Origin of the sequence: Shimia sp. R9_3 (assembly GCF_017743755.1) — a bacterium.
Lineage (GTDB): Bacteria > Pseudomonadota > Alphaproteobacteria > Rhodobacterales > Rhodobacteraceae > Shimia.
In genome coordinates, this window is record NZ_JAGHRP010000005.1 from 129,417 (window position 1) to 152,391 (window position 22,975).

The 22,975-nt window shown below is 59.0% G+C and carries 18 protein-coding genes and 1 tRNA gene; 11 read left to right on the top strand and 8 right to left on the bottom strand.

Features of this window, described 5'->3' with window-relative positions; all coding sequences use genetic code 11:
• Positions 1–20 precede the first annotated feature (20 nt).
• Complete coding sequence (locus J7412_RS14190; protein WP_209079244.1) at positions 21–1,322, top strand: cytochrome c peroxidase; 1,302 nt, start codon at positions 21–23, stop codon at positions 1,320–1,322.
• A gap of 18 nt (positions 1,323–1,340) precedes the next feature.
• Here the strand turns inward: J7412_RS14190 and J7412_RS14195 are convergent, their stop codons facing one another.
• The gene (locus J7412_RS14195; protein WP_209079245.1) at positions 1,341–2,882 is read right to left on the bottom strand and encodes a CRTAC1 family protein; all 1,542 of its coding nucleotides are present in this window, start codon (positions 2,880–2,882) and stop codon (positions 1,341–1,343) included.
• Complete coding sequence (locus J7412_RS14200) at positions 2,872–4,065, bottom strand: ROK family transcriptional regulator (protein WP_209079246.1); 1,194 nt, start codon at positions 4,063–4,065, stop codon at positions 2,872–2,874. Before J7412_RS14200 ends, J7412_RS14195 begins: the two co-directional genes overlap by 11 nt.
• Before the next feature lie 209 nt (positions 4,066–4,274).
• Here J7412_RS14200 and xylF point away from each other — a divergent pair, with 209 nt between their 5' ends.
• The 4 genes from xylF (at position 4,275) to J7412_RS14220 (ending at position 8,465) form a co-directional block, all read left to right on the top strand.
• Positions 4,275–5,288, top strand: coding sequence for a D-xylose ABC transporter substrate-binding protein (gene xylF, locus J7412_RS14205; RefSeq protein WP_209079247.1), 1,014 nt, complete (start codon positions 4,275–4,277; stop codon positions 5,286–5,288).
• 146 nt (positions 5,289–5,434) lie between these two features.
• On the top strand, positions 5,435–6,700 hold the full coding sequence (locus J7412_RS14210) for a sugar ABC transporter permease (protein WP_209079248.1): 1,266 nt from the start codon (positions 5,435–5,437) through the stop codon (positions 6,698–6,700).
• Positions 6,701–6,722: 22 nt separating this feature from the next.
• Positions 6,723–7,487 (top strand): ATP-binding cassette domain-containing protein, encoded by a 765-nt coding sequence (locus tag J7412_RS14215; RefSeq protein ID WP_209079249.1) that lies wholly within the window; start codon positions 6,723–6,725, stop codon positions 7,485–7,487.
• Positions 7,488–7,538: 51 nt separating this feature from the next.
• Positions 7,539–8,465 carry an ROK family protein gene (locus J7412_RS14220; protein WP_209079250.1) on the top strand — a complete coding sequence of 309 codons (927 nt, stop codon included), beginning with the start codon at positions 7,539–7,541 and terminating at the stop codon, positions 8,463–8,465.
• Positions 8,466–8,522: 57 nt separating this feature from the next.
• Here the strand turns inward: J7412_RS14220 and J7412_RS14225 are convergent, their stop codons facing one another.
• The gene (locus J7412_RS14225) at positions 8,523–9,992 is read right to left on the bottom strand and encodes a multicopper oxidase domain-containing protein (protein ID WP_209079251.1); all 1,470 of its coding nucleotides are present in this window, start codon (positions 9,990–9,992) and stop codon (positions 8,523–8,525) included.
• Positions 9,993–10,055: 63 nt separating this feature from the next.
• Between J7412_RS14225 and J7412_RS14230 the strand changes: the two genes are divergently transcribed.
• On the top strand, positions 10,056–10,499 hold the full coding sequence (locus J7412_RS14230) for a MarR family transcriptional regulator (RefSeq protein ID WP_209079252.1): 444 nt from the start codon (positions 10,056–10,058) through the stop codon (positions 10,497–10,499).
• Between the two features lie 66 nt (positions 10,500–10,565).
• Here the strand turns inward: J7412_RS14230 and katG are convergent, their stop codons facing one another.
• Positions 10,566–12,749, bottom strand: a complete 2,184-nt coding sequence (gene katG / locus J7412_RS14235) for a catalase/peroxidase HPI (RefSeq protein WP_209079253.1) — start codon at positions 12,747–12,749, stop codon at positions 10,566–10,568.
• A 110-nt stretch (positions 12,750–12,859) separates the two neighbouring features.
• Between katG and J7412_RS14240 the strand changes: the two genes are divergently transcribed.
• A complete protein-coding gene (locus tag J7412_RS14240; RefSeq protein WP_209063405.1) occupies positions 12,860–13,759 on the top strand; it encodes a hydrogen peroxide-inducible genes activator in 900 nt (299 codons plus the stop codon).
• A 118-nt stretch (positions 13,760–13,877) separates the two neighbouring features.
• Here the strand turns inward: J7412_RS14240 and J7412_RS14245 are convergent, their stop codons facing one another.
• Entirely contained in the window at positions 13,878–14,441 is a 564-nt protein-coding gene (locus J7412_RS14245; protein ID WP_209079254.1) for a hypothetical protein, read from the bottom strand.
• A gap of 141 nt (positions 14,442–14,582) precedes the next feature.
• Between J7412_RS14245 and J7412_RS14250 the strand changes: the two genes are divergently transcribed.
• The 3 genes from J7412_RS14250 to J7412_RS14260 all read left to right on the top strand — a co-directional run bounded on the left by J7412_RS14250 (position 14,583) and on the right by J7412_RS14260 (position 18,088).
• Positions 14,583–15,830, top strand: coding sequence for an MFS transporter (locus J7412_RS14250; RefSeq protein WP_209079255.1), 1,248 nt, complete (start codon positions 14,583–14,585; stop codon positions 15,828–15,830).
• Positions 15,831–15,988: 158 nt separating this feature from the next.
• Positions 15,989–17,704, top strand: coding sequence for a methionine--tRNA ligase (metG, locus tag J7412_RS14255; RefSeq protein WP_209079256.1), 1,716 nt, complete (start codon positions 15,989–15,991; stop codon positions 17,702–17,704).
• A 225-nt stretch (positions 17,705–17,929) separates the two neighbouring features.
• Positions 17,930–18,088: a hypothetical protein gene (locus J7412_RS14260; RefSeq protein WP_209063413.1), complete on the top strand. Its 159-nt coding sequence runs from the start codon at positions 17,930–17,932 to the stop codon at positions 18,086–18,088.
• 68 nt (positions 18,089–18,156) lie between these two features.
• On the opposite strand, the gene J7412_RS14265 is transcribed toward J7412_RS14260, so the two are convergent.
• The 3 genes from J7412_RS14265 to J7412_RS14275 form a co-directional block, all read right to left on the bottom strand.
• A tRNA-Leu gene (locus tag J7412_RS14265) sits at positions 18,157–18,243 on the bottom strand.
• A 133-nt stretch (positions 18,244–18,376) separates the two neighbouring features.
• Positions 18,377–18,931, bottom strand: a complete 555-nt coding sequence (locus J7412_RS14270) for a tetratricopeptide repeat protein (protein ID WP_247738769.1) — start codon at positions 18,929–18,931, stop codon at positions 18,377–18,379.
• A gap of 37 nt (positions 18,932–18,968) precedes the next feature.
• Positions 18,969–19,442 (bottom strand): Lrp/AsnC ligand binding domain-containing protein, encoded by a 474-nt coding sequence (locus J7412_RS14275; RefSeq protein ID WP_209079257.1) that lies wholly within the window; start codon positions 19,440–19,442, stop codon positions 18,969–18,971.
• 103 nt (positions 19,443–19,545) lie between these two features.
• On the opposite strand from J7412_RS14275, the gene putA reads away from it, so the two are divergent.
• Positions 19,546–22,962: a bifunctional proline dehydrogenase/L-glutamate gamma-semialdehyde dehydrogenase PutA gene (gene putA, locus J7412_RS14280; RefSeq protein WP_209079258.1), complete on the top strand. Its 3,417-nt coding sequence runs from the start codon at positions 19,546–19,548 to the stop codon at positions 22,960–22,962.
• Positions 22,963–22,975 lie beyond the last annotated feature (13 nt).

Below are 22,975 nucleotides of genomic sequence, written 5' to 3' on the forward strand. Positions count from 1 at the left end.
ACAGCCAAGGAAGACCAGCCATGCGCCATCTCCTGTTCTGCACCGTCGCCATCTTGCCCGCTTTGGCAAACGCTTCACCGCTGCCCAAAGCAGATGCGGCCTTCCCGGAACAGGACATGGCGGAGGTCAAACTTGGCCAACTTCTTTTCTATGATCCCATTCTGTCAGGAAACAAATCTGTCTCCTGCGCCTCCTGCCACCATCCAGATCTCGGCACCTCTGACGGGGTCTCATTGGGGCTCGGCGACGGCGCAACCGGCCTTGGGCTCAACCGCAAGATCAATCCGGACAATCCTCCAGAGCAACGCATCCCACGCAACGCCCCCGCACTGTGGAATCTCGGCGCTACGGAATTTAACGTCTTCTTCCATGACGGGCGCTTGGAAGACGACCCAACCCGCCCCTCTGGCATCCGCACCCCGCTGGGCGCCGAAATGGAAATGGGCTTTGACAATGCGCTCGCCGCCCAAGCCATGTTCCCCGTGCTATCAGGCGACGAAATGGCCGGGCACTACTCCGAAAACGATGTTTCTCAAGCTGTCCGCCTCGGTCGCCTCACCGGCCCCGGAGGTGCCTGGGACATACTGGCCAAACGCGTAGAGGCCATCCCCGCTTATCGCACGGCATTTGACGACGTCATTGGCGCGCAACCAATCAAGTTCCACGACATCGCCAATGTCATGGCGGCCTTCATCGCCTTTGAATGGCGCGCAGATGCCTCCGCCTTCGACGCCTATCTGCGCGATGGCACGCCTCTCCCCGAGGATGCCACCGCCGGCATGGCGCTTTTTTACGGCAAGGCACAGTGCAGCACCTGTCACAGCGGCCAATTCCAGACCGATCACGGCTTCCACGCCATCGCCCTGCCGCAGATCGGCCCGGGCAAGGCTGCCCGATTTGAACGCCACAATCGCGACGTCGGTCGCGGTCGCGTGACCGGTGCAGCCGAAGATTTCTATCGCTTCCGCACGCCATCGCTGCGCAACATCACGCAAACCGCCCCCTATGGTCACAACGGGGCTTTCACAAGCCTCGAAGGTATCGTCCGCCATCACTTGAGCCCGGAAGCTTCGCTCAGCGCCTACACCCTTGCAGCGGCGACCTTCTCTGATGGGGCATTCTCAAATGATTTCAAATTGATGAACGACGCGCCTGAAGTCACGCAAATCGCTCAAGCCAGCGATCTGCCTTCGGTGTCGCTTTCAGATGCAGAGGTCGCCCAAATCCTCGCATTCCTCGAAAGTCTCACAGACTATGACGCCATCAAAGGTCGCCTCGGCGTGCCAACATCGGTCCCCTCAGGTCTGCCGCTCGACAACTGATCGAGAAAACCGCCCCATTCAGCTCTTTGGCCAAGCGCTCAGGCCAGCGTCACGCTCAATCTGCCAGTGCCCATTGAGGGGCACCTTCTGCCAAGACCCCACTGTGCCGTCCGGCCAGATCACACGCACCTTAGCAGCCTCAGATGCGCCAAGCCCAAAATGCGCCGCGCCAGACACGCCGCCTGCATGGCCACCGCCCACTGTAATCTCACGGGTATAAACCCGCTCTCCGGCCTGCAGCTCGATCACTGCGCCAACTGCATCACGATTTGGCCCATTATCCTGCAGGCTCAACGACAGCCAGTTGCCCGCCGCTGCGCTGACGTTCTGATACACCTCCAACGGCGCTCGACGGTTGACCACCGCCAGATCCAACAACCCGTCGCCATTCAAATCCACCAAAGCGGCGCCCCGACTGCGCGCCAGTGTTGCGATCCCGGCCGCGTCACCCTGCTCGGCAAAGCTGCCATCTGTCTGCTGGATCAACAGGTTGTTGGGATCTTCCATCGCCGCATCCGGCATCTGCTCCACATTGCCTTTGGCAATAAACACATCATCCAACCCATCGTTGGTCACATCCCCAAAGGCGATATGCCAACCGGTTGAGGGCCGCCCGTCATCGCCCACATAGGGCCGATGCGCCGAGGTGCCCAGCGCATAGGGCACATCTTCATAGGTCGGCAGCGCCCCATCCGTGCGCCGCATCAGGCGCTGATCGCCCATGGAGGAGAGAAACACTTCGCTCACGCCATCAAAATCCAGATCGCGCTCCGCAATCCCCATGCCCCAAAGCATATGGGTCGCCCAGCCGTCCGCCTCCCCATAAAGCCGTGGTGTGGCCTCCATCGCCCAAAGCTGCTCCGCCCCACCGCGCACATAATAGTGCCTGTCATTGCTCATCCGCAGATCAGCACGCCCGTTGCGCCCCCAATCTGAGAACAGGATCGACAGTGGGCAAAACCCCGGCTCTAACGCAATGTGTGCGTAGCCTTCACCATCGGGTCGGAACAGATCGTTTGTATCACAGGCCTCAAACGGCCCATCCGGATTTTCCCGATCCACATAATTGCCAAACGCCAGCGTGGGCAGCGTGTTCTCCCCTTCCCAAGTGGCCGAAAACGCCGTGGTCCAGGCATCGCCGCCCTCAAAGCCCGGCACATCCATAGGTGTGAAACTGCATTCAGGGTCGCCTTTGAACAGCTTGTTCTCTCCGACGCGCAGAGCCACAAGATCCTGCCACCCGTCGCCATTGATATCGAGCGCATAAAACCCGGTGATCTCCGTGATATTCAGTGCCTCAGGCAAGGTCGCTTCAAGCACCACAGCGCCACCAAGGTCACTGCGATTACGCAGCAGCACAGGTGGGTTTGCCCCGCCCGCCGCCACCAGCTCCGACAGTCCGTCGCCATTACAATCAAAGGCGGCCACGCCCCCGCCGACAAAAAATTCCCAGCCGCCATCATAGCTGTGCGGCGACACATCGACTGGCACAAATTTCACCTCTGCCCCAGCACCACTTGCCGCCAGCACAGCCAAGCCCGTCACAAGCTTATCCAACATGATCTGCCATCCCCTGCAACGCGGTTTCCGAAACATTTTCAAGCGCATAGGCCGCCGCTCCTCGTGCCCACATCAGGTTGCCCCATTTGTGGATCACCACCTCCGGCGGCGCCTTGTCGATTTGCACAATCGACTTACGCATCGCATCAATCACCTCTTCGGCGTAAAGGTGGCTGGATTGCATCTGCTCTCCGGCAAGGATGATCAGCTCCGGGTCAAAAATGTTCACCAGATTGGCCAGCCCCATTGCAAACATCCGCCCGGCGCGCTCCACAATGGAGGCCGCCACCTCATCGCCCTGCTTGGCGGAGGCCAGAATATCCACCACCTGCCGCTCGGCCATTTCACCGGTCGCAATCATCGCCTCACGCATCAGCGCGTAATCCGCAACATAAGCCTCAAGGCACCCTCGCTGCCCACAGCGGCACAAAGCGCCCTCAAGCTGCACCTTCGTGTGGCCAAATTCCGCACCACAGCCACGTGTGCCCCGGTAGATCTCGTCATTGATGACGATCCCCATCCCCACACCGCTCTCGATGGTGACCACAATAAAATCGCGATGCCCCTGCCCCAGGCCAAAGCTCTTCTCCGCCATCGCCACAAGGTTGGCATCGTTGTCCAGAAAGACGGGAATGCCCAGCGCCGTCTCCAGAACCGCGCCAAACTGCACATTGCGCGCGCTTAAGGACGGAGACCAATGCACGAACCCCTGCGGCGCATCCACAATGCCCGCGATGCCAAGCCCAAGCCCCGCGACATCTGTCAGCGATTTGTCGATCTTTTGCGCCAGAGCTTCAACCAGCTCAGCCAGAGTGTCCGCCAAATCTTTGGCGGGTTGCATCGCATGTTCAAGTTCCGCCTCATGGGAGGCAAGCTGATTGCCTTCAAAATCCAGCAACACCAAAGACACCGTCCGGTTTGAGATCTTCGCCCCGGCAATCAATCGCGCCGCACCGCGAATCTTGAGGTCCACTTTGGGCCGTCCCCGGCGCGCATCCTTGTCAGGAGATTCGCTGGTAACCTCTTCGATCAATCCTTCCCGCAACAACTCTGCAGTGATCGTGGTCACGGTCGCTCTGCTAATGCCAGTAATCTCACTGAGGTTGATCCGCGGGATGCGCTGATGTCTGCGAATTTCTCCCAGCAGCACACGGCGACCAATTTCCCTCTGATTAACAGACATTTACGGACCTCCCTCCCATCAGGCATCGCGTCACTTCCATAGTGGAATACTGCGCTGAACTGGCCCACCACCATGGCGGCGTTCTGTGCCTTCATGCAAGCTTAGCTGAATTAATTTGATTTACAAATTTATTTTGCTAACAATGGGTCAACCCGGAGCAAAACCGATTCACATCGGCCACCGCCGGGGAAAACCTTTGGGAGGAAACCATGAAACTATTCGCTTCTGCGACGGCCATCATCGCCGGCGCCTTTATGAGCACAGCGGCGTTTGCCGAAGATCTGGTGATCGGCGTGAGCTGGTCCAACTTTCAGGAAGAGCGCTGGAAAACCGACGAAGCCGCCATCAAAAGCGCGTTGGACGCAGCTGGCGCCAAGTATATTTCCGCCGATGCGCAGAGCTCCTCTGCCAAGCAGCTGTCTGACATCGAAAGCCTGATTGCTCAGGGCGCAGACGCGCTGATCATCCTTGCACAGGACGCCTCCTCTGTTGGCCCAGCCGTGCAGGCCGCAGCGGACGAAGAGATCCCTGTCGTTGCCTATGACCGCCTGATCGAAGACAGCCGCGCTTTCTACCTGACCTTTGACAACGTTGAAGTTGGCCGCATGCAGGCCCGCGCCGTGCTCGAAGCGATGCCAAAGGGCAACTACGTGATGATTAAAGGCTCCCCAACCGATCCAAACGCAGACTTCCTGCGCGGCGGTCAGCAGGAAGTGCTGCAGGCAGCAATTGACTCCGGCGACATCAAGATCGTTGGCGAAGCCTACACTGACGGCTGGGTTCCAGCCAACGCACAGCGCAACATGGAGCAGATCCTGACCTCCGTGGACAACAAAGTGGACGCGGTTGTGGCTTCTAACGACGGCACCGCCGGTGGTGTTGTGGCTGCTCTGACCGCTCAAGGCATGGAAGGCATTCCGGTTTCCGGCCAGGACGGTGACCACGCAGCTCTGAACCGCGTTGCCACCGGCACCCAGACCGTGTCTGTCTGGAAAGACGCACGCGCACTTGGCGCAGCGGCTGGTGAGATCGCTGTGTCTCTGGCCAAAGGCGAGGCGGTTGACGGTGCTTCCGACTGGACATCCCCGGGCGGCACCACAATGACCTCCATGTTCCTGGCACCGGTGCCTGTCACCGCTGACAACCTGAACGTTGTTCTGGACGCGGGCTGGATTGCCAAAGACGTGCTCTGCGCAGGCTCTTCCAACGCCGCCTGCAACTGATCTGATACTTTGCCCTCCTGATCCGTCAGGGGGGCACACCTCACTCCCCACCCCCACACAACTGCAAAAGACTTTGCTGTCGCGGCCCGGGTCGCACAGGCTGGCCCTGTACACCCAAATTCCGGCGCTCAAAAAGGTAACGCACAATGCAAAAACAAGCCAAAAACCTGATCGACAAGCTTGGGCTGGATGTCCGCCTGCTTGGCATGATCGGCGCGCTTGTGGTGATCTGGGTTGTTTTCGGCATCTTCACCGATGGCCGCTTCCTGTCTCCACGTAACTTCTTCAACGTCTCGGTCCAAACCGCCTCTGTCGCCGTTATGGCCACCGGCATGGTCTTCGTGATCGTGACCCGCAACATCGACCTGTCCGTCGGCTCGATGCTGGGCTTCATCGGCATGACCGTCGCCGCGCTTCAGGTGCAATGGTTGCCTCAGATTGTTGGCCTCGGCCATTGGTCGATCTGGATCATCGCTGTGTTTGCCGCTGTGTTCATGGGGGCGCTGCTCGGCGCGTTTCAGGGCTGGATCATCGGCTACCTCACCGTGCCGGCCTTCATCGTGACACTGGGTGGCTTCCTCGTCTATCGCGGTGCCATGTGGTGGGTCACCAAAGGCCAGACCCAAGCCCCGCTTGATCCGACCTTCCGCCTCCTTGGCGGCGGCGCAGAAGGCACTCTGGGCGAAACGCTCAGCTGGGGGTTTGGCATCTTTGCATCCGTTGTCGCCGTCGCCCTCATGCTGATGAGCCGCCGCAACAAGGCGAGCCATGGCTTCACGGTAAAGCCGGTCTGGGCCGAAGGCGTCCTCATCGCGATCGCGGCCGGTCTGATCATGTGCTTTGTCTGGATCATGAACAGCTACCCAATCCCCAAAGGCGCCATGCGCCGCATGACCGAAGCGCAAGGTATCGAATACACCGAGGGTCTGGTCTGGAACCACGGTGTTGCCATCCCTGTTGTGATCCTACTGGGCGTTGCGATTGTGATGACCATCGTCGCCACCCGCACCCGCTTTGGCCGCTATGTCTACGCCACCGGCGGCAATCCAGAGGCGGCGGAATTGTCCGGCATCAACACGCGCCTGCTGACCGTGAAAATCTTTGCGCTCATGGGCGCACTGACCGGCATCGCTTCCATCATCGCCTCGGCACGCCTGAACGCGGTAGACGTGGGCCTCGGCACACTGGACGAACTGCGCGTGATCGCAGCAGCCGTGATCGGCGGCACAGCCCTGGCAGGCGGCGCAGGCACCATCTACGGTGCTGTCATCGGCGCCCTGATCATGCAATCCCTGCAATCGGGCATGGCTTCCGTGGGTGTGGACGCCCCGCTGCAAAACATCGTTGTGGGCATCGTTCTGGTCTTCGCCGTCTATGTCGACATCGTCTACCGCCGCCGTACTGGCGCGTAACCGGCGCATAAGGAGTTCTATTATGGACAAGCAACCCCCTCTCGTAGACATGCGCGACATCCACATCTCCTTTGGTGGGATCAAAGCGGTCGACCATGTCTCTGTTGATCTGCACCCCGGCGAAGTGGTTGGTCTTCTGGGCCACAACGGCGCAGGCAAATCCACCCTGATCAAGATCCTGTCTGGCGCCTACCAAGCTGACGGCGGCGAGATCTACATCAACGGTGAAAAGGCAGAGATCCACAACCCGCGTGATGCGCGCAAATACAACATCGAGACCATCTACCAGACCCTTGCGCTGGCCGATAACCTCGATGCTGCCTCCAACCTGTTCTTGGGGCGTGAGCTCACCACCGCCTTTGGCACCGTGGATGACGACGCGATGGAGGCCGAAACCCGCAAGATCATGGGCAAGCTCAACCCGAACTTCCAGAAGTTCTCCGAGCCTGTTTCTGCCCTTTCGGGTGGTCAGCGCCAATCGGTTGCCATTGCCCGCGCGGTTTATTTTGACGCCAAGATCCTGATCATGGACGAACCCACCGCCGCGCTTGGCCCGCATGAGACCCAGATGGTGTCTGAGCTGATCCAGCAGCTTAAGGCCGAAGGCATCGGTATCTTCCTGATCAGCCACGACATCCACGATGTCATGGAGCTCTGTGACCGCGCCTCTGTGATGAAAAACGGCCAACTCGTCGGCACGGTGGATGTGAAAGACGTCACCGACGATGACCTCCTCGGCATGATCATTCTGGGCAAACGTCCTGAAGGCGTCCCTGTTCAGGGCTGAATAAATTCGCTAAACGAACCAAAACAGATGAACCAAGAAAGTTGCGGGCGCATGACCTACCTTGTCGGCGATATCGGAGGCACCAACACCCGTCTGGCACTGGCCGGACCGGAAGGCGTGCATCAGGAAACGATACTGCGCGCCCGCAATGACGACTTTGACAGCTTTGACGCTGTCCTCGCGCATTTCCTTGCGACCCAGAAGACCGGCCACCTTGATGGCATCTGCATCGCCATCGCTGGCCCCGTGCAAGCGGGCGAGGGCAGCCTTACCAACCGCGATTGGGCACTCTCTGCCGCAGGCTTTGGCGTACAATCCGGCGCGGCACGTGCCGAGCTGATCAACGACCTCGCCGCCCTTGGCTACGCCCTGCCCCGCTTCACGCCTGAGCATATCTTTGGCACCCGCGTCGCCCCCACCAATGGTCAGTCCTTGGTCACGGGTCTTGGCACGGGCTTTAACGTAAGTCTCACCAAACAGACCCGCCATGGCGACACGCTGGTGATTGAAGCCGAGCTCGGTCACGCCGAAGTGCCCCACAGCATTGGCCAGCTGATGCAAGACGCTTTGGGTGCAGAGGCCGCGCCCCTCAAAACCGTCGAAGACCTCTTTTGCGGCCCCGGTCTTGAACGCCTGCACAGCCTTCTGACCGGCGCAACGCTGGACGGTGGCAGCATCATCGCCGCCTATGAGGCAAACGACGAAGCCGCGACAGTCACAGTAGAGCTCTTCACCAAGGCGCTGGCCTATCTCACCCGCGCCCTGATCCACCAATACCTGCCACGTGACGGCATCGTCTTCGCCGGCAGCGCCGCCCGAGGCGTGCTCCGCAGCCGCGCCCTACCGCTGTTTGTAGAGACACTGGACTCCGAAGGCCCCGGCATCGTCGCCCCAGCCACCATCCCGCTCAGCGTCATTACCGACGACGCCGCAGCCCTGCAAGGCTGCCTGCAACATTTGGTGCAAACCGCACGCTGAAGCTTTGTCAGATTGTAGGGGTTACCCACGGTTTTATGTGTTTGGCACAACCAGCATCTACCCGACCGTGAACTGCCCCATCATTCCGCAGTCTTCATGTTCAAGGATGTGGCAATGATACATATAAGGCGCGTCCTTTGTGGCCTCATAGTCAAACCGGACCAGAACCTCCGACAAGCCTTCTTCCACGTGAACCATGTCCTTCCAACCAGCGGCATATGCTGGCGCCGGGGCACCGTTTTGACTGAGGATGCGGAAAGAACACCCATGTATGTGAAATGGGTGTAATTGGTCATCCACCGAGATACGCCAAATCTCGGCATCGCCTTTGCGCACCTCTTCGTCGATCCGATCCATTTTCATTGGCTGGCCGTTGATTGCCATTGCGCCCGCATCGCCGCAAAAATTGTCCCACGCCAGAGCGAGCGCCGCCAAGTCGGCTCCGACATCCATTTCTAGCTGGAAAGAGCGCGTAACAGTGGCATCCTCTGGCTTTGGTGGTTCAAGAATGGCCAATTGCGTCGGCATCGCCCCATCAAACCCTTTGTCTGCGGTGCGGGTAAGCGACAGAGCCGGAACGGTTTGACCTCCGCCAAAGAGGTTTTCAAAGAAACCACCGCCGTCCCCATTCAGGTTCACGTTCAAGGTGTTCGTTTCAAACGCCTTCATATCGACCAACACTTCATAACGTTCGCCCGGCGACATCAAAATGCTCTCAGTCGCAACCGGAGCCGCAAGAAACCCGCCATCTGATGCAATCACAGTGATTGGCCCGGCTTCCATCGAAAGTCTGAGAAACCGTGCATTGCAGGCGTTCAGAATGCGCAGTCGGACAAGACCCGTAGGTACATTCTGACCAACAGGGGCGATGGCTCCGTTTATCACCAACGTGTCCCCTTCAAAGCCGTCCTCAAAGACGGCTGCGGACAGTTCATAGGTCATACGCCCATTCGCATCGAACATCTTGTCCTGCAGGACCAGTGTGAAATCATCCACGCCGTAGGTCTTGGGCAGGTCTGCTGACAGGCTCGCGTCATCTTCGACCAGCAGAACACCCGCCAGACCATTGTATGTCTGACGGGCCGTCTTGCCGTGCATATGCGAATGAAACCAGTTCATTGAGGCTTGCTGGACAATCGGCACATTCGGCGACCAAACAGCATCGGGCGCGATCTCCTGATGAGGTCCGCCATCGACATCTCCGGGAATGTGTAGCCCATGCCAGTGAATTGTCGAGGTATCACCAATATTATTGGCGACATCAACAGGAAGCGTCTGGCCTTGCTTCACCCTCAGAACGGGACCGAGGTAGGCGTTATTGATCCCAAAGGTGTCACTCGCAGTCCCGGTTCCAAAATCATGACGACCTAAGCCCAGAGAGAGAGAAACTCGATCTTCGATCCCGCCCGTTAAATCTGTCAAAGGGATGAGTGGAAGTGGACGCATCGCAGGCTGGGCCCAGCCGAGGCCACCACCAGTAAGAAGCATTCCTGCTCCAGTGGACTTCAAGAAAGTTCTACGATCCATTGAATCCCCCAAAGAACGTCAACTATGATTGATATAGAAGTAGCAAGAAGTGATTTGTCAACCGTGATTGATAAAAAAGACCATGCCTTTCTCGGGCAAAACATCAAAGGCATGATGATGACGCTGATCGCGCGCTGGAATGCTGAAATGGATGAGGCACGCGCAGAGACAGAGTTTGCAGATGTGCGCCCGGCAGACATTCGGGTTTTTGCGCGACTGCGGGGGCGCACCGTAAAACTGTCGACAATACACCGCGAGATGGGCTTTTCGCGGCAGGCAGCGCAGCAAGCCGTGGAGCGTCTGATCGGTCACGGTATGATCACAGTCGAGCCTGATCCCCATAGCAAACGCGACAAGCTCGTTTCCATCACGCCCAAGGGACACCGGTGGCGCACAATCGCGGCAGAGCAAATTCGAAGAATAGAAACCGAGATAGGTGAGGCTATCGGTTCGGATGGCAAGGAAAGCCTGCGTCGGCACCTGATCACGCTTGCCGGAAATACATGATCACGAACCCCAAACAAAAAAAGGCGCAGCCTAAGCTGCGCCTCTCTCATCTCTTATCCGCTCAGATCACTTCAGATCAAAGCGATCCGCGTTCATGACTTTGGTCCAAGCCGCGACGAAGTCACTGACCAGCTTGGCCTCACCGTCGCTCTGGCCATAGACCTCAGCCACTGCGCGCAGTTGTGAGTTGGAGCCGAACACCAGATCCACACGGGTGGCAGTCCATTTCACATCGCCGCTGGCGCGGTCTTTACCTTCATAGACGCCGTCTTCGCCTTCAGACCACTCGGTGCCCATGTCCAGCACGTTCACAAAGAAGTCGTTGCTGAGCTGGCCAACGCGGTCGGTGAAGACACCGTGCTGGCTGCCGCCGTGGTTGGCACCCAGCACACGCAGGCCACCGACCAATGCGGTCATTTCCGGCGCAGTCAGGGTCAGCAGCTGTGCTTTGTCCACAAGCAGCTCTTCCGGAGAGATCGCGAACTGCGCCCGCTGATAGTTGCGGAACCCGTCTGCCTGTGGCTCCAGCATACCAACGCTTTCCACGTCGGTCATCTCCTGGGTCGCATCCCCACGACCCAGGGAGACCGGCACGGAGACGTCATGCCCTGCATCCAGAGCAGCCTTCTCCACTGCCGCGGCACCCGCGATCACGATCAAATCTGCTGTGCTGACAGGCTTGCCAAAGCCGGCTTTGACCTCTTCCAGCTTGTCCAGAACGCGCGCCAGCTCTTCTGGCTCATTGGCCGCCCAGTCTTTCTGCGGCGCCAGACGCACACGGGCGCCATTGGCCCCGCCGCGCATGTCGCTGCCACGGAAGGTAGAGGCAGAGGCCCAGGCGGTTTTCACCAGATCGCTCACCGACAGACCGGAGCCGATCACAGCTGCCTTCAGTGCAGCCACATCATCGTCAGACAGGTCGGTTTCGCTGGCCGGAACCACATCCTGCCAGATCAGCTCTTCGGCTGGCACTTCTTCCCCCAGATACCGGGCACGTGGGCCCATATCGCGGTGGGTCAGCTTGAACCAGGCGCGCGCAAAGGCATCGGCGAACTCTTCCGGGTTCTCGTGGAACCGTTTGGAGATCGGGCCATAGATCGGATCCAGACGCATCGCCATATCGGCAGTGGTCATCATGGTCTTCACCTTCAGGCTCGCGTCATGGGCCGCTGGCGCCATGTCTTCTTCTTTGACGTCGATTGGCTCCCAGATCCACGCACCCGCCGGGCTCTTGGTCAGGTTCCACTCATAGCCAAACAGCAGATCAAAGTAACCGTTGTCCCACTGGATCGGGTTTGCTGTCCACGCGCCTTCGATGCCGGAGGTGGTGGTGTCGCCGCCCTTGCCGCTGCCATGCTTGTTGATCCAGCCAAAGCCCATGGCTTCGATCGGGGCCGCTTCCGGCTCCGGGCCAACCAGCTCAGGGTCGCCAGCGCCATGCGCCTTACCGAAGGTGTGACCACCAGCCACCAGCGCCACGGTCTCCTCATCGTTCATCGCCATCCGCGCAAAGGTCTCGCGAATGTCACGACCAGAGGCCAGCACGTCCGGCTGCCCGTCCGGGCCTTCCGGGTTCACATAGATCAGCCCCATCTGCACTGCAGCCAGCGGGTTCTCCAGATCACGCTCACCTGAGTAGCGGGAGTTGTCCGCTTCAGAGCTCGCAAGCCATTCCGCTTCCGCACCCCAATAAACGTCCTCTTCCGGCTCCCAAACATCTGCACGGCCTCCGGCAAAGCCGAAGGTGGTGCCACCCATGCTCTCAATCGCCACGTTGCCCGCGAGGATATAGAGGTCCGCCCAGCTGATCTGGTTGCCGTATTTCTGCTTGATCGGCCACAACAGGCGACGCGCCTTGTCGAGGTTGCCATTGTCAGGCCAGGAGTTCAGCGGCGCAAAACGCTGCTGCCCGGTGCCGCCACCGCCACGGCCGTCCGCGGTCCGGTAGGTCCCGGCAGAGTGCCACGCCATACGGATAAACAGACCGCCATAGTGACCATAGTCCGCAGGCCACCAGTCCTGACTGTCTGTCATCAGCGCCGTCAGATCTGCCTTCAGCGCCTTATAATCCAGTTTCTTAAATTCTTCCGCATAATCAAACGCGGTGCCCATCGGGTCAGATTTGGCAGAGTTCTGGTGCAAAATCCGCAGGTTAAGCTGGTTTGGCCACCAGTCGCGGTTGCCACGTGTCTTGTTGCTGGTGGCGCCATGCATCACCGGGCAACCACCTGTTTTCATATCTCCGTCCATATCGGTCTCCTGTCGGATAGATGGGTTTTTCGATTCTCTGAAGGCAGTCTACGCCCAGGGCGGGCATTTAAAGAAGTTGCATTTTCCAATCGGTTTAATAAGTAAAACAAATGACAAATCTCACGCTCCGCCAATTGCGCTACTTCGAAGCCCTTGCCCTGCACCGCCACTTCGGCCGCGCGGCTGATGCCTGCGCCATCTCCCAACCGGCTTTGTCCCTGCAAATCAAAGAGTTGGAGGAGGATCTTGGCCTCCCCCTGTTTGAGCGCTCCAGCCGCCAGATCCGCCTCACGCCTTTTGGGGAAGACATGGCAGAACGTGCCCGGAACGTGCTGCGCAGCGTGGAGGAAATCGGCGAAATGGCGCGGATGGCGCAATCCGGTCTGGTGGGGCGCTTGCGGCTTGGGGTGATCCCCACCATCGCGCCCTATTTGCTGCCCAATCTGCTGCGTCGGCTGAAGACCGATTTCCCCGATCTCACGTTGCACGTACGCGAAACCATGACCGCCACGCTGATTGAGGAGCTGCGTCAGGGCCGCATCGACACCGCGATTGTCGCCCTGCCCGTCTCAGAACCGACCTTTGAGGAAATGCCGCTTCTGTCGGAAAATTTCGTCTTGGTGCGCCCCAAGTCCGAGGCCGACGCCCCTGTCCCGGCACCGGAAAATCTGGAGCGCGAACGTCTGCTTCTTTTGGAAGAGGGCCATTGCTTCCGCGACCAAGCGCTGTCGTTCTGCGGCATGCCCACTGCCCGCGCCCATGAAGGGCTGGACGGCTCCTCGCTCTCGACCTTGGTGCAAATGGTCGGCGCAGGTTTGGGCGTGACCCTGATCCCGGAAATGGCGGTCCCGGTCGAAACCCCTTCCGCAGAGGTCACCGTCGCGCGTTTCAAAGGCGTCGAGCCCAACCGCAAAATCGGCATGATCTGGCGCAAAAGCAGCCCGCTTGGGCCGCAGCTGCAAAGGATTGGGTATTCGGTTCAGACAAGTGCGGCGCTTAAGACAAGCTAATCTCATACCGCCGAATTTTGCATGACTAATGAGCTAAATATTAATTGGTACACTTATGGATCGATGGATGGATGAAATGTACCAATGAATGCAGCTAAGCAGATTTAATTGCTTAGAGCTACTCGGGAGGAAGGAATCTCTTCAACTTAATTTTCCCGCGTGTTTTGCCTTGCCGAATATTCCGACTAACTTCCAACCCGTTTTTATCAAACTTGAAACGAACGTCGGAGAAAGGCGCATATTTCGCGCCCCTCAGAATCTCTGTAACTTGCCGGTAGGTTGCACCAGACCAACTTCCTGAAGACCGATACTCTCCCGGAACACCCTTTCTGTCATAAAAGACATAACTGCACTCGCCCACCACGTATCTACAGTCATGAGGTTCGTATCTCACCTGTTTGCCATTCGGCCATTCTATACGAACCGTTTGACCTCTGGAGTTTCTAAAAATAGTTCGTTCATAAGTTGACTTATTGCCATCGACTCGATGTGCCTGAAACTCGTGCAGCCCGTTTTGGATACGCTCAAAGCGCAACAAAAAATCCCCCTTATCACTTCGTTCGTATAAGAAAATTGTTCCCTTTTTCAGATCGGTATACCCCTGATCCGGGTGCATTTGGGATACCGCTGAGACGGGGCAAAGCAGCAATGCGGCTAAAATTAGGTAGATACGGCGCGTCATTGATCTCACTTCGAAGTGTTACCTTTCTTGAAACTACTTTAACGTGCCTTCACCATCAAGCAGCCACACTAAATTTAGAACAGAGTAGGCCAGCCTCTACTTTCCCCTAGCATTCCCAACGCTTTGCGGCATTCTGCCCTCATGCGTATGATCCTGACCTTCTCGGCCCTCTTCCTCTCCGTCATCCTTTTGCAGCTCAGCTCCGGCGGCGTGGGGCCATTGGATGCGCTCTCAGGCATCGCGCTTGGCTTCTCCACCGAACAAATCGGCCTTTTGGGCTCGGCCCACTTCCTCGGCTTTTTTATCGGTTGCTGGTGGTCGCCGCGCCTCATGGGCAGCGTCGGGCATTCCCGCGCCTTTGCCACTTTCACCGCGCTTGGGGCCATGGGCCTTCTGGGCCATTTCATCATTGTTGACCCCACCGCCTGGGCGATCATGCGGATCGCATCCGGCCTCTGTGTGGCAGGCTGTTTCACCGTGGTGGAGGCTTGGCTGCAATCCAAAGTCACCAATGAAACCCGCGGCCGCGCCATGGGCACCTACCGCGTGGTGGATATGGTCGCCTCCCTCGCCGCGCAGCTGGTGATCAGCGTTTTGGAGCCTGCTTCATATGTCTCCTACAATCTGCTAGCCTTGCTATGCTGTGTCGCCCTACTGCCGATCACCCTCACAACCTCGCCACAACCCAAAACCCCTGCGGCCCCGCGCCTGCGCCCCAAGCTCGCCTATGAGCGCTCACCCCTCGCCGTGGCGGGCGTGATTGTCGCCGCACTCAGCTCCGCCTCTTTCCGTATGGTCGGCCCGGTTTATGGCACCGAGGTCGGCCTGCAGGTCAGCCAGATCGCATGGTTTCTGGCCGCCTTTGTGCTTGGCGGCGCGATTGCGCAATATCCCGTGGGCTGGCTTGCGGACAAATATGACCGCCGCTGGGTGCTGATCTGGCTCTCTGCTGCCGCCGTACTCAGCTGCGCCACCACAGTAACCCTCGGCGGAGGCAGCACCGCCATGGTCATGCTGAACGCAGGCTTCTTCGGCTTTACCTCCTTCCCGATCTATTCGGTGGCCGCCGCCCACGCCAATGACTTCGCCACGTCTGAGGAACGGGTCGAGCTTTCTGCCGCGCTGATGTTTTTCTTTGCCGTTGGCGCCATTGGCACACCGCTCTTTGCCTCTGGCCTGATTGAGCGCTTTGGCCCCTCCGCACTTTTCATCATGATCGCCGCAGGCCATCTGCTCCTGATCGTCTTTGGCCTCGCCCGGATGCTCGCCCGCCCAACCGTCGCTGATCGCACGCGCTACGTATATGCCCCCCGCACATCGTTCACCGTTGGGCGCATCACCAAGCGGCAGCGCGAACAGCCAACCAAGTCTGACGAAACCAACAATTGAGGCGCAAAAAACCTCCCCAAAATGCACCGACAATGCACTCCCGCGATACCACCGCGATACAGATGCAATACCGACGTGTTACCGACGTGCGATTTCCCCTGTGGAATTGCTCCGCCCTTTGAGCTAATTGGGGTCGAAACAGTTAAGGGACACCCAAAATGGCGCGCCATCTGATCACCTCGGCCTTGCCGTATATCAACGGCATCAAACACCTCGGCAACCTCGTTGGCAGCCAGCTGCCTGCCGATCTGTTTGCCCGCTACATGCGCGCGCGCGGCCATGAAGTTCTGTTCCTTTGCGCCACCGACGAGCACGGCACCCCGGCTGAACTCGCGGCTGCCAAGGCGGGCAAAGACGTCGCAGATTACTGCGCCGAAATGCATGAGGTTCAAACCAAAATCGCCGAAGGGTTCCGCCTCAGCTTTGACCACTACGGCCGCTCGTCCAGCCCGCAGAACCATGCGCTGACCCAGCACTTCGCAGGCCGACTTGCCGACATGGGCTTGATCCGTGAAGTCACTGAAAAGATGGTCTATTCCAACGCGGACGGGCGCTTCCTGCCGGACCGCTATATTGAGGGCACCTGCCCCAACTGCGGCTTTGACAGCGCGCGCGGCGATCAGTGTGACAACTGCACAAAGCAGCTCGACCCAACCGATCTGATCAACCCTTATTCCACCATTTCCGGCTCCACCGATCTGGAAGAGCGGGAGACCAAACACCTCTTCCTCTGTCAGTCGCAAATGCGCGACAAGCTGCAGGCCTGGATTGACAGCAAGACCGACTGGCCAGTGCTGACCACCTCGATTGCCAACAAATGGCTGAACGACGGCGATGGCCTGCAAGACCGCGGCATAACCCGTGATCTGGACTGGGGTGTGCCCGTTAAGAAAGGCGGCGAAGACTGGCCCGGCATGGAAGGCAAAGTCTTCTACGTCTGGTTTGACGCCCCCATCGAATACATCGCCTGCGCACAGGAATGGGTCGACGCCGGTAAGGGCGACGATTGGGAACGCTGGTGGCGCACCGACAAAGGCGCAGAGGATGTGACCTACACCCAGTTCATGGGCAAGGATAACGTGCCGTTCCACACCCTGTCATTCCCAGCCACCATCCTCGGTTCTGAGGAGCCATGGAAGGCCGTGGATTACATCAAGTCATTCAACTATTTGAACTATGACGGCGGCCAGTTCTCAACCTCACGTGGGCGCGGTGTCTTCATGGATCAGGCGTTGGAAATCCTGCCGTCCGACTACTGGCGCTGGTGGCTGCTGAGCCATGCGCCGGAAAGCTCTGACAGCGAATTCACCTGGGAGAACTTCCAGCAGTCGGTGAACAAAGACCTCGCGGACGTGCTCGGCAACTTCGTCAGCCGCGTCACCAAATTCTGCCGCTCCAAATTTGGCGAAGAGATCCCTGCCGGTGGCGAACTCGGCGAAACCGAGACTGCTCTAATCAACGAACTCACCACCCGTCTGCGCGCCTATGAGGGCCATATGGCGGACATGGAAGTGCGCAAATCCGCCCAGGAACTGCGCGCGATCTGGGTTGCGGGCAACGAGTACCTGCAAACGGCTGCACCTTGGTCCACCTTCAAGGAAGATCCTGAGAAAGCCGCAGCGCAAATTCGCCTCGCGCTCAATCTGATCCGCCTCTACGCTGTTGTGTCTGCGCCCTTCATCCCAGATGCCTCAGCCCAACTGATGGCGGCGATGCAGACTGAGGACACAAGCTGGCCCGAAGATGTGGCTGCAGCGCTGGACACCCTCGCCGCCGGTCACGCCTTCACAGTGCCAGATGTGACCTTCCGCAAAGTCTCTGATGAAGAGCGCGAAGAGTGGCAGGAAAAGTTCGCAGGCAAGCGCGAGAGCTAAACCGCACGTAAGCTGAAATCCTTGGGGCCGCACCTTCTTCATCGTTGGTGCGGCCCTTTGCTTTTGCGCTCTTACCCTCAAACGTTGTGGCCCCTCGCCGGTTGCCCTGTAAATCTGACCAAGATCAAAGCGCGACCTTGCGGTATTTCAATAGTAAGCTGATGTCAACCGCGCGCGATGCGTGCTCTGACGTGATGTTTGACCGACGCAAAAGGAGACCAAGCAATGGAAGCCATCCTGAACGTGATCTGGAATATCATTGAGATCATCCCACCCGTCATCACGGCATCCATCATGATGCTAGGCATCAGCGCCTTTGCAGGTGCGCTCCTTTGCCTCTTCGTTGCCGTGCTGGCCATGCGCCGCGAAAATAAGGCGAACTGACATAGCCTCTCATCAGCCGCGCGATCAGAAACACCGGCTGCAAAACTTCGAATTATCAGAGATTTATCTGGTACCCGCGGCCGGACTCGAACCGGCACGGCCTATACGGCCTAGAGATTTTAAGTCTCCTGTGTCTACCATTCCACCACGCGGGCACGCAGCGCGAACATAACGTCAGCGGCGCGACAATAGCGTGTTGGCCGTCAGTGTGAAGAGGGTTTGCCCGCCAAAATGCAAAGTTTTTTTGCACATCTCCAAAGCCGGCTGACGCCAAACGCCGCGCACAGGTTACAGGTCTTCTCCCGGCTTGTCTGACACACCCGGCGCCCGATAAAGCGAGCGCTCTGGCAGCCATGGATTAAGCTCCAAAGCCGCAGCCAAAGCATCCTGCGCTTCAGCCTCCCGTCCCAGACCAATCAACGTTAACGCCAGTCCGGACTGCGCCGCCACATGGCGCGGCGACAGATCAAGCGCCCGCTCCAGATCCGGCAAAGCCGCCTCAAAATTCTGGCTCAGAAAATTCACAAACGCCCGCTGATTGTACCCTTCCGCATAATCCGGGCAGTAAGCAATCAACGCATCAAAATCTGACCGCGCGCCCAGCAAATCCCAGGACTCACGCTTGCGCATCCCCCGGTTCAAAATCTCCTGCGCGGTGTCATCCGGCGCATCCGCCCAATATTGCCACATCTCCCCGGAAAGTATCTGTGCCGAGGCCTGATCCGGCGCCCTTTGAACCCGCTCAATCAGAGCATCCAAGGCCACAGTATGGTCAGGTGGCGCAGGACAATCCGCAGCAAAGGCGGGGTGACAGAGGCAAATCGCGGCAAGATATCTCAGCATCCGCAAAGGCTGACACGGCATCCCGCATTGCGCCAAGTCACATCTCTGCGAGGCCGGTCTCTTTCACTGCCTGCATGGCCACATAGGTCGAGGTGCTGGCCACATAAGGCAAAGCGGAAATCTTCTCTCCCAGCACCCGGCGATAAGCCGACATGCTCGCCGTGCGCACTTTGAGCAGATAGTCAAAATGGCTGGCGATCATATGCGCCTGCTCGATCTCCGGCACCTCGGCAACAGCCTCATTGAAGGCCTGCAACGCCCGCTCTCGGGTTTCTGAAAGCTTCACCTCGACAAAGGCCACATGGTCGAGCCCCAACCGTATCGGATCCAGCAAGGCGCGATAGCCCGTGATTACCCCTTCGCGCTCCATACGTCGCAACCGCGCTTGGGTCGGGGTCTTGGAGAGGCCGATCTCACGCGCCAGATCGGTGATCGAAATGCGCCCATCACGTGACAGCACATCGAGAATCGCCCGGTCATAGCCATCCAGCGCGACATTTTCACTTTGCAAATTCAATCCCCCAACTTGAGCACACTTAGACTACTCAACCACCCTATTTAGGAGAATATGACCATCATTACCAAGATATTCTACTCAAAAGACAGGAGGCGACATGACCAATACGCGCGATTTGATCGACACCACGACTTACCGGGACGAACCCCCCTTGATTGCAGAGCTGGCGCAACAGGCTGCGCTGTCTGACAGCGACCGTGCCACCATTTGCCAGAGCGGCGCACAGCTGGTGACAAAAATCCGCGAAGAAACACGCCCCGGCCTGATGGAGGTCTTTCTCGCAGAATATGGCCTGTCCACAGATGAAGGCGTCGCTTTGATGTGTCTGGCCGAGGCCCTACTGCGCGTGCCGGACGCCGAAACCATCGACGCGCTGATCGAGGACAAGGTCGCCCCCTCAGATTGGGGCAAACATCTGGGGCAATCCACCTCGCCTCTGGTCAACGCCTCCACATGGGCGCTGCTGCTGACAGGCAAGGTGATGGAAGACAGCAACCCCGGCCTGATCGGCACCCTGCGCGGCGCGGTGAAACGTCTGGGCGAACCGGTCATCCGCACCGCCGTTGGCCGCGCCATGAAAGAGATGGGCCGCCAATTCGTGCTCGGGGAAACCATCACCTCCGCCATGGAGCGCGCAGCGCATATGGAGGCCAAAGGCTACACCTATTCTTACGACATGCTGGGCGAAGCGGCGAAAACCGACGCGGACGCCATGCGCTACCACCTCGCCTACTCCCGCGCGATCTCCGCCATCGCAACCGCCTGTATTCACGACGACATCCGCCAAAATCCCGGCATCTCGGTCAAACTCTCAGCGCTTCATCCCCGCTATGAGGTCGCGCAATCCGCGCGGGTCATGGAACAGCTTGTCCCCCGCCTGCGCTCCCTCGCCCTCTTGGCCAAATCCGCAGGTATGGGCCTGAACATCGACGCTGAAGAGGCCGACCGTCTTTCACTCTCCATGGATGTGATCAGCGCGGTTCTGGCAGAACCAGCGCTGGCGGGCTGGGACGGCTTTGGCGTCGTGGTCCAAGCCTACGGCAAACGCGCGGGCGCGACGCTTGATTACCTCTATGAGCTTGCCCAAAAATGTGAGCGCAAGATCATGGTGCGGCTGGTGAAAGGCGCCTATTGGGACACAGAGATCAAGCGCGCTCAGGTTGAAGGGCTGGAGAGCTTTCCGGTCTTCACCAACAAAGCCGCCACCGATGTCTCCTACATCGCCAACGCCCGCAAACTTCTGGGCATGACCGATCTCATCTACCCGCAGTTTGCCACCCACAACGCCCATACGGTTGCCGCTATTCTGCATATGGCTGAGGATAAATCTTCCTTTGAGTTCCAACGCTTGCACGGCATGGGTGAAGCTTTGCATGATCTTGTGCTCACCGATGAAAGCACCCGTTGCCGCATTTACGCACCTGTTGGCGCACATCGCGATCTGCTTGCCTACCTTGTGCGCCGCCTTCTGGAAAACGGCGCAAACAGCTCGTTTGTCAATCAGATCGTAGACGAAGACGTGCCTGCGGAGGTGGTTGCCCGTGATCCGTTCCCCGAAGCGCTCAAACCAACCGCCAAGCTGCTCACAGGCCCCGCGTTGTTTGCCCCTGAACGGCCAAACTCCAAAGGTTTTGATCTGACCGATCTGCCCACCTTGGATGCCATCGACACAGCGCGCGAACCTTATCGCAAAACCACATGGGCCGCAGCGCCGCTTATTGATAGCACAACGCAGCCCGAGCCTGCAGTCGCCGTTGAAAACCCAACCCTGCCGACTGACAGCCCGGGCACCGTCGCCCATACCAGCCAGGCGGACATCAACACCGCGCTCAGCGCTGCCGCGCCTTGGGATGTCTCAAGTGAGGAGCGTGGTGCCATCTTGGCCCGCGCGGCAGATCTCTATGAAGAAAACTTTGGCATGTTCTTTGCCCTGCTTGCGCGGGAGGCCGGCAAAACGCCGAAGGATGCTGTGGCCGAGCTGCGCGAAGCAGTTGATTTCCTGCGCTATTACGGGGCCAACGCGCCGGAAACCCCACCCGCAGGTCTCTTCACCTGCATCTCCCCTTGGAACTTCCCTCTGGCCATTTTCACCGGCCAGATTTCAGCCGCGCTGGCAGCAGGCAATGCGGTTTTGGCCAAACCGGCGGACCAGACACCGCTGATTGCCCATGAAGCGGCCAAGTTGCTGCATAAGGCCGGCGTGCCGCGCAGTGCGCTGCAACTCCTCCCGGGCGCAGGCGCAACAGTTGGCACAGCGCTCACCTCTGATCCGCGCATCAACGGCGTGGCCTTCACAGGCTCCACGGCCACCGCCCTGCGCATTCGCCAGACCATGGCCGCCAACCTCGCGCCCGGCACCCCGCTCATTGCGGAAACTGGGGGCCTGAACGCGATGATCGTGGACTCCACCGCTCTGCCTGAGCAGGCCGTGACCGCGATTGTCGAAAGCGCCTTTCAATCGGCTGGCCAGCGATGTTCGGCCCTGCGCTGCCTCTATGTTCAGGAAGACATCGCCGACACTCTGCTCGACATGCTCAAAGGCGCAATGAAGGAGCTTTCACTGGGCGATCCCTGGGAGCTGTCCACGGACAGTGGCCCTGTGATCGACACCGCCGCGCATCGCACCATCGCCGCACATATTGCGCAGGCTGAGGCGGAAAAACGCGTTTTTTATCAACTGCCAACGCCGCAAACCGGCACATTCATTGCCCCCACATTGATCCGCGTGCAGGGCATTGCCGCTCTCACGCGGGAGATCTTCGGCCCAGTCCTCCATGTGGCAACCTTCAAAGCCAGTGAATTGGATCAGGTGATCGACGACATCAACGCCACCGGCTACGGGCTGACCTTCGGTCTGCAAACACGGATTGATGACCGTGTGCAGCATGTCTCTGACCGCATCAAAGCGGGCAACATCTATGTGAACCGCAACCAGATTGGCGCAATTGTCGGCTCTCAACCTTTTGGCGGAGAAGGCCTTTCCGGCACCGGCCCCAAGGCGGGCGGGCCGCATTACCTGTCCCGCTTTGCCAAACCGCAAAGCCAGCCTTCCAGCCACTGGAGCACAGAGGTCGCGCGCGAACATGTGCAGGCACAGCTGGATCAAGCCCGCGTCACGTCCGCGCCTCAGACAACATCCCTTCCCGGACCAACAGGCGAGTCCAACCGGCTGACAACATTTGCCAAATCGCCAGTCCTCTGCCTTGGCCCCGGTGCGGAAACCGCACAGGCCCAAGCGCAGGCTGTCATCAAATTGGGAGGTCAAGCGGTTGTCTCAGATGGCCTGCTGCGACCAGAGGCTCTGAGTGATCTCATGGACTTCTCAGGCGCGATCTGGTGGGGGGATGACGAAACCGGACGGCAAATGGAGCAGGCTTTGGCCAAGCGCGAAGGCCCGATCCTGCCGCTGATCACCAGCCTGCCGGATGCCGCACGGGTTCTGGGCGAGCGCCACGTCTGCGTGGACACCACCGCCGCCGGCGGCAACGCAGCGCTTTTGAGCGGGGGCGGTTGACCTCCCCCGCAAT

Coding starts and splice junctions, on each gene's coding strand:
- J7412_RS14190 (WP_209079244.1), top strand. CDS start 21: ATGCGCCATCTCCTGTTCTGCACCGTCGCCATCTTGCCCGCTTTGGCA.
- J7412_RS14195 (WP_209079245.1), bottom strand. CDS start 2,882: ATGTTGGATAAGCTTGTGACGGGCTTGGCTGTGCTGGCGGCAAGTGGT.
- J7412_RS14200 (WP_209079246.1), bottom strand. CDS start 4,065: ATGTCTGTTAATCAGAGGGAAATTGGTCGCCGTGTGCTGCTGGGAGAA.
- xylF (WP_209079247.1), top strand. CDS start 4,275: ATGAAACTATTCGCTTCTGCGACGGCCATCATCGCCGGCGCCTTTATG.
- J7412_RS14210 (WP_209079248.1), top strand. CDS start 5,435: ATGCAAAAACAAGCCAAAAACCTGATCGACAAGCTTGGGCTGGATGTC.
- J7412_RS14215 (WP_209079249.1), top strand. CDS start 6,723: ATGGACAAGCAACCCCCTCTCGTAGACATGCGCGACATCCACATCTCC.
- J7412_RS14220 (WP_209079250.1), top strand. CDS start 7,539: ATGACCTACCTTGTCGGCGATATCGGAGGCACCAACACCCGTCTGGCA.
- J7412_RS14225 (WP_209079251.1), bottom strand. CDS start 9,992: ATGGATCGTAGAACTTTCTTGAAGTCCACTGGAGCAGGAATGCTTCTT.
- katG (WP_209079253.1), bottom strand. CDS start 12,749: ATGGACGGAGATATGAAAACAGGTGGTTGCCCGGTGATGCATGGCGCC.
- J7412_RS14240 (WP_209063405.1), top strand. CDS start 12,860: ATGACAAATCTCACGCTCCGCCAATTGCGCTACTTCGAAGCCCTTGCC.
- J7412_RS14245 (WP_209079254.1), bottom strand. CDS start 14,441: ATGACGCGCCGTATCTACCTAATTTTAGCCGCATTGCTGCTTTGCCCC.
- J7412_RS14250 (WP_209079255.1), top strand. CDS start 14,583: ATGCGTATGATCCTGACCTTCTCGGCCCTCTTCCTCTCCGTCATCCTT.
- metG (WP_209079256.1), top strand. CDS start 15,989: ATGGCGCGCCATCTGATCACCTCGGCCTTGCCGTATATCAACGGCATC.
- J7412_RS14260 (WP_209063413.1), top strand. CDS start 17,930: ATGGAAGCCATCCTGAACGTGATCTGGAATATCATTGAGATCATCCCA.
- J7412_RS14270 (WP_247738769.1), bottom strand. CDS start 18,931: ATGCTGAGATATCTTGCCGCGATTTGCCTCTGTCACCCCGCCTTTGCT.
- putA (WP_209079258.1), top strand. CDS start 19,546: ATGACCAATACGCGCGATTTGATCGACACCACGACTTACCGGGACGAA.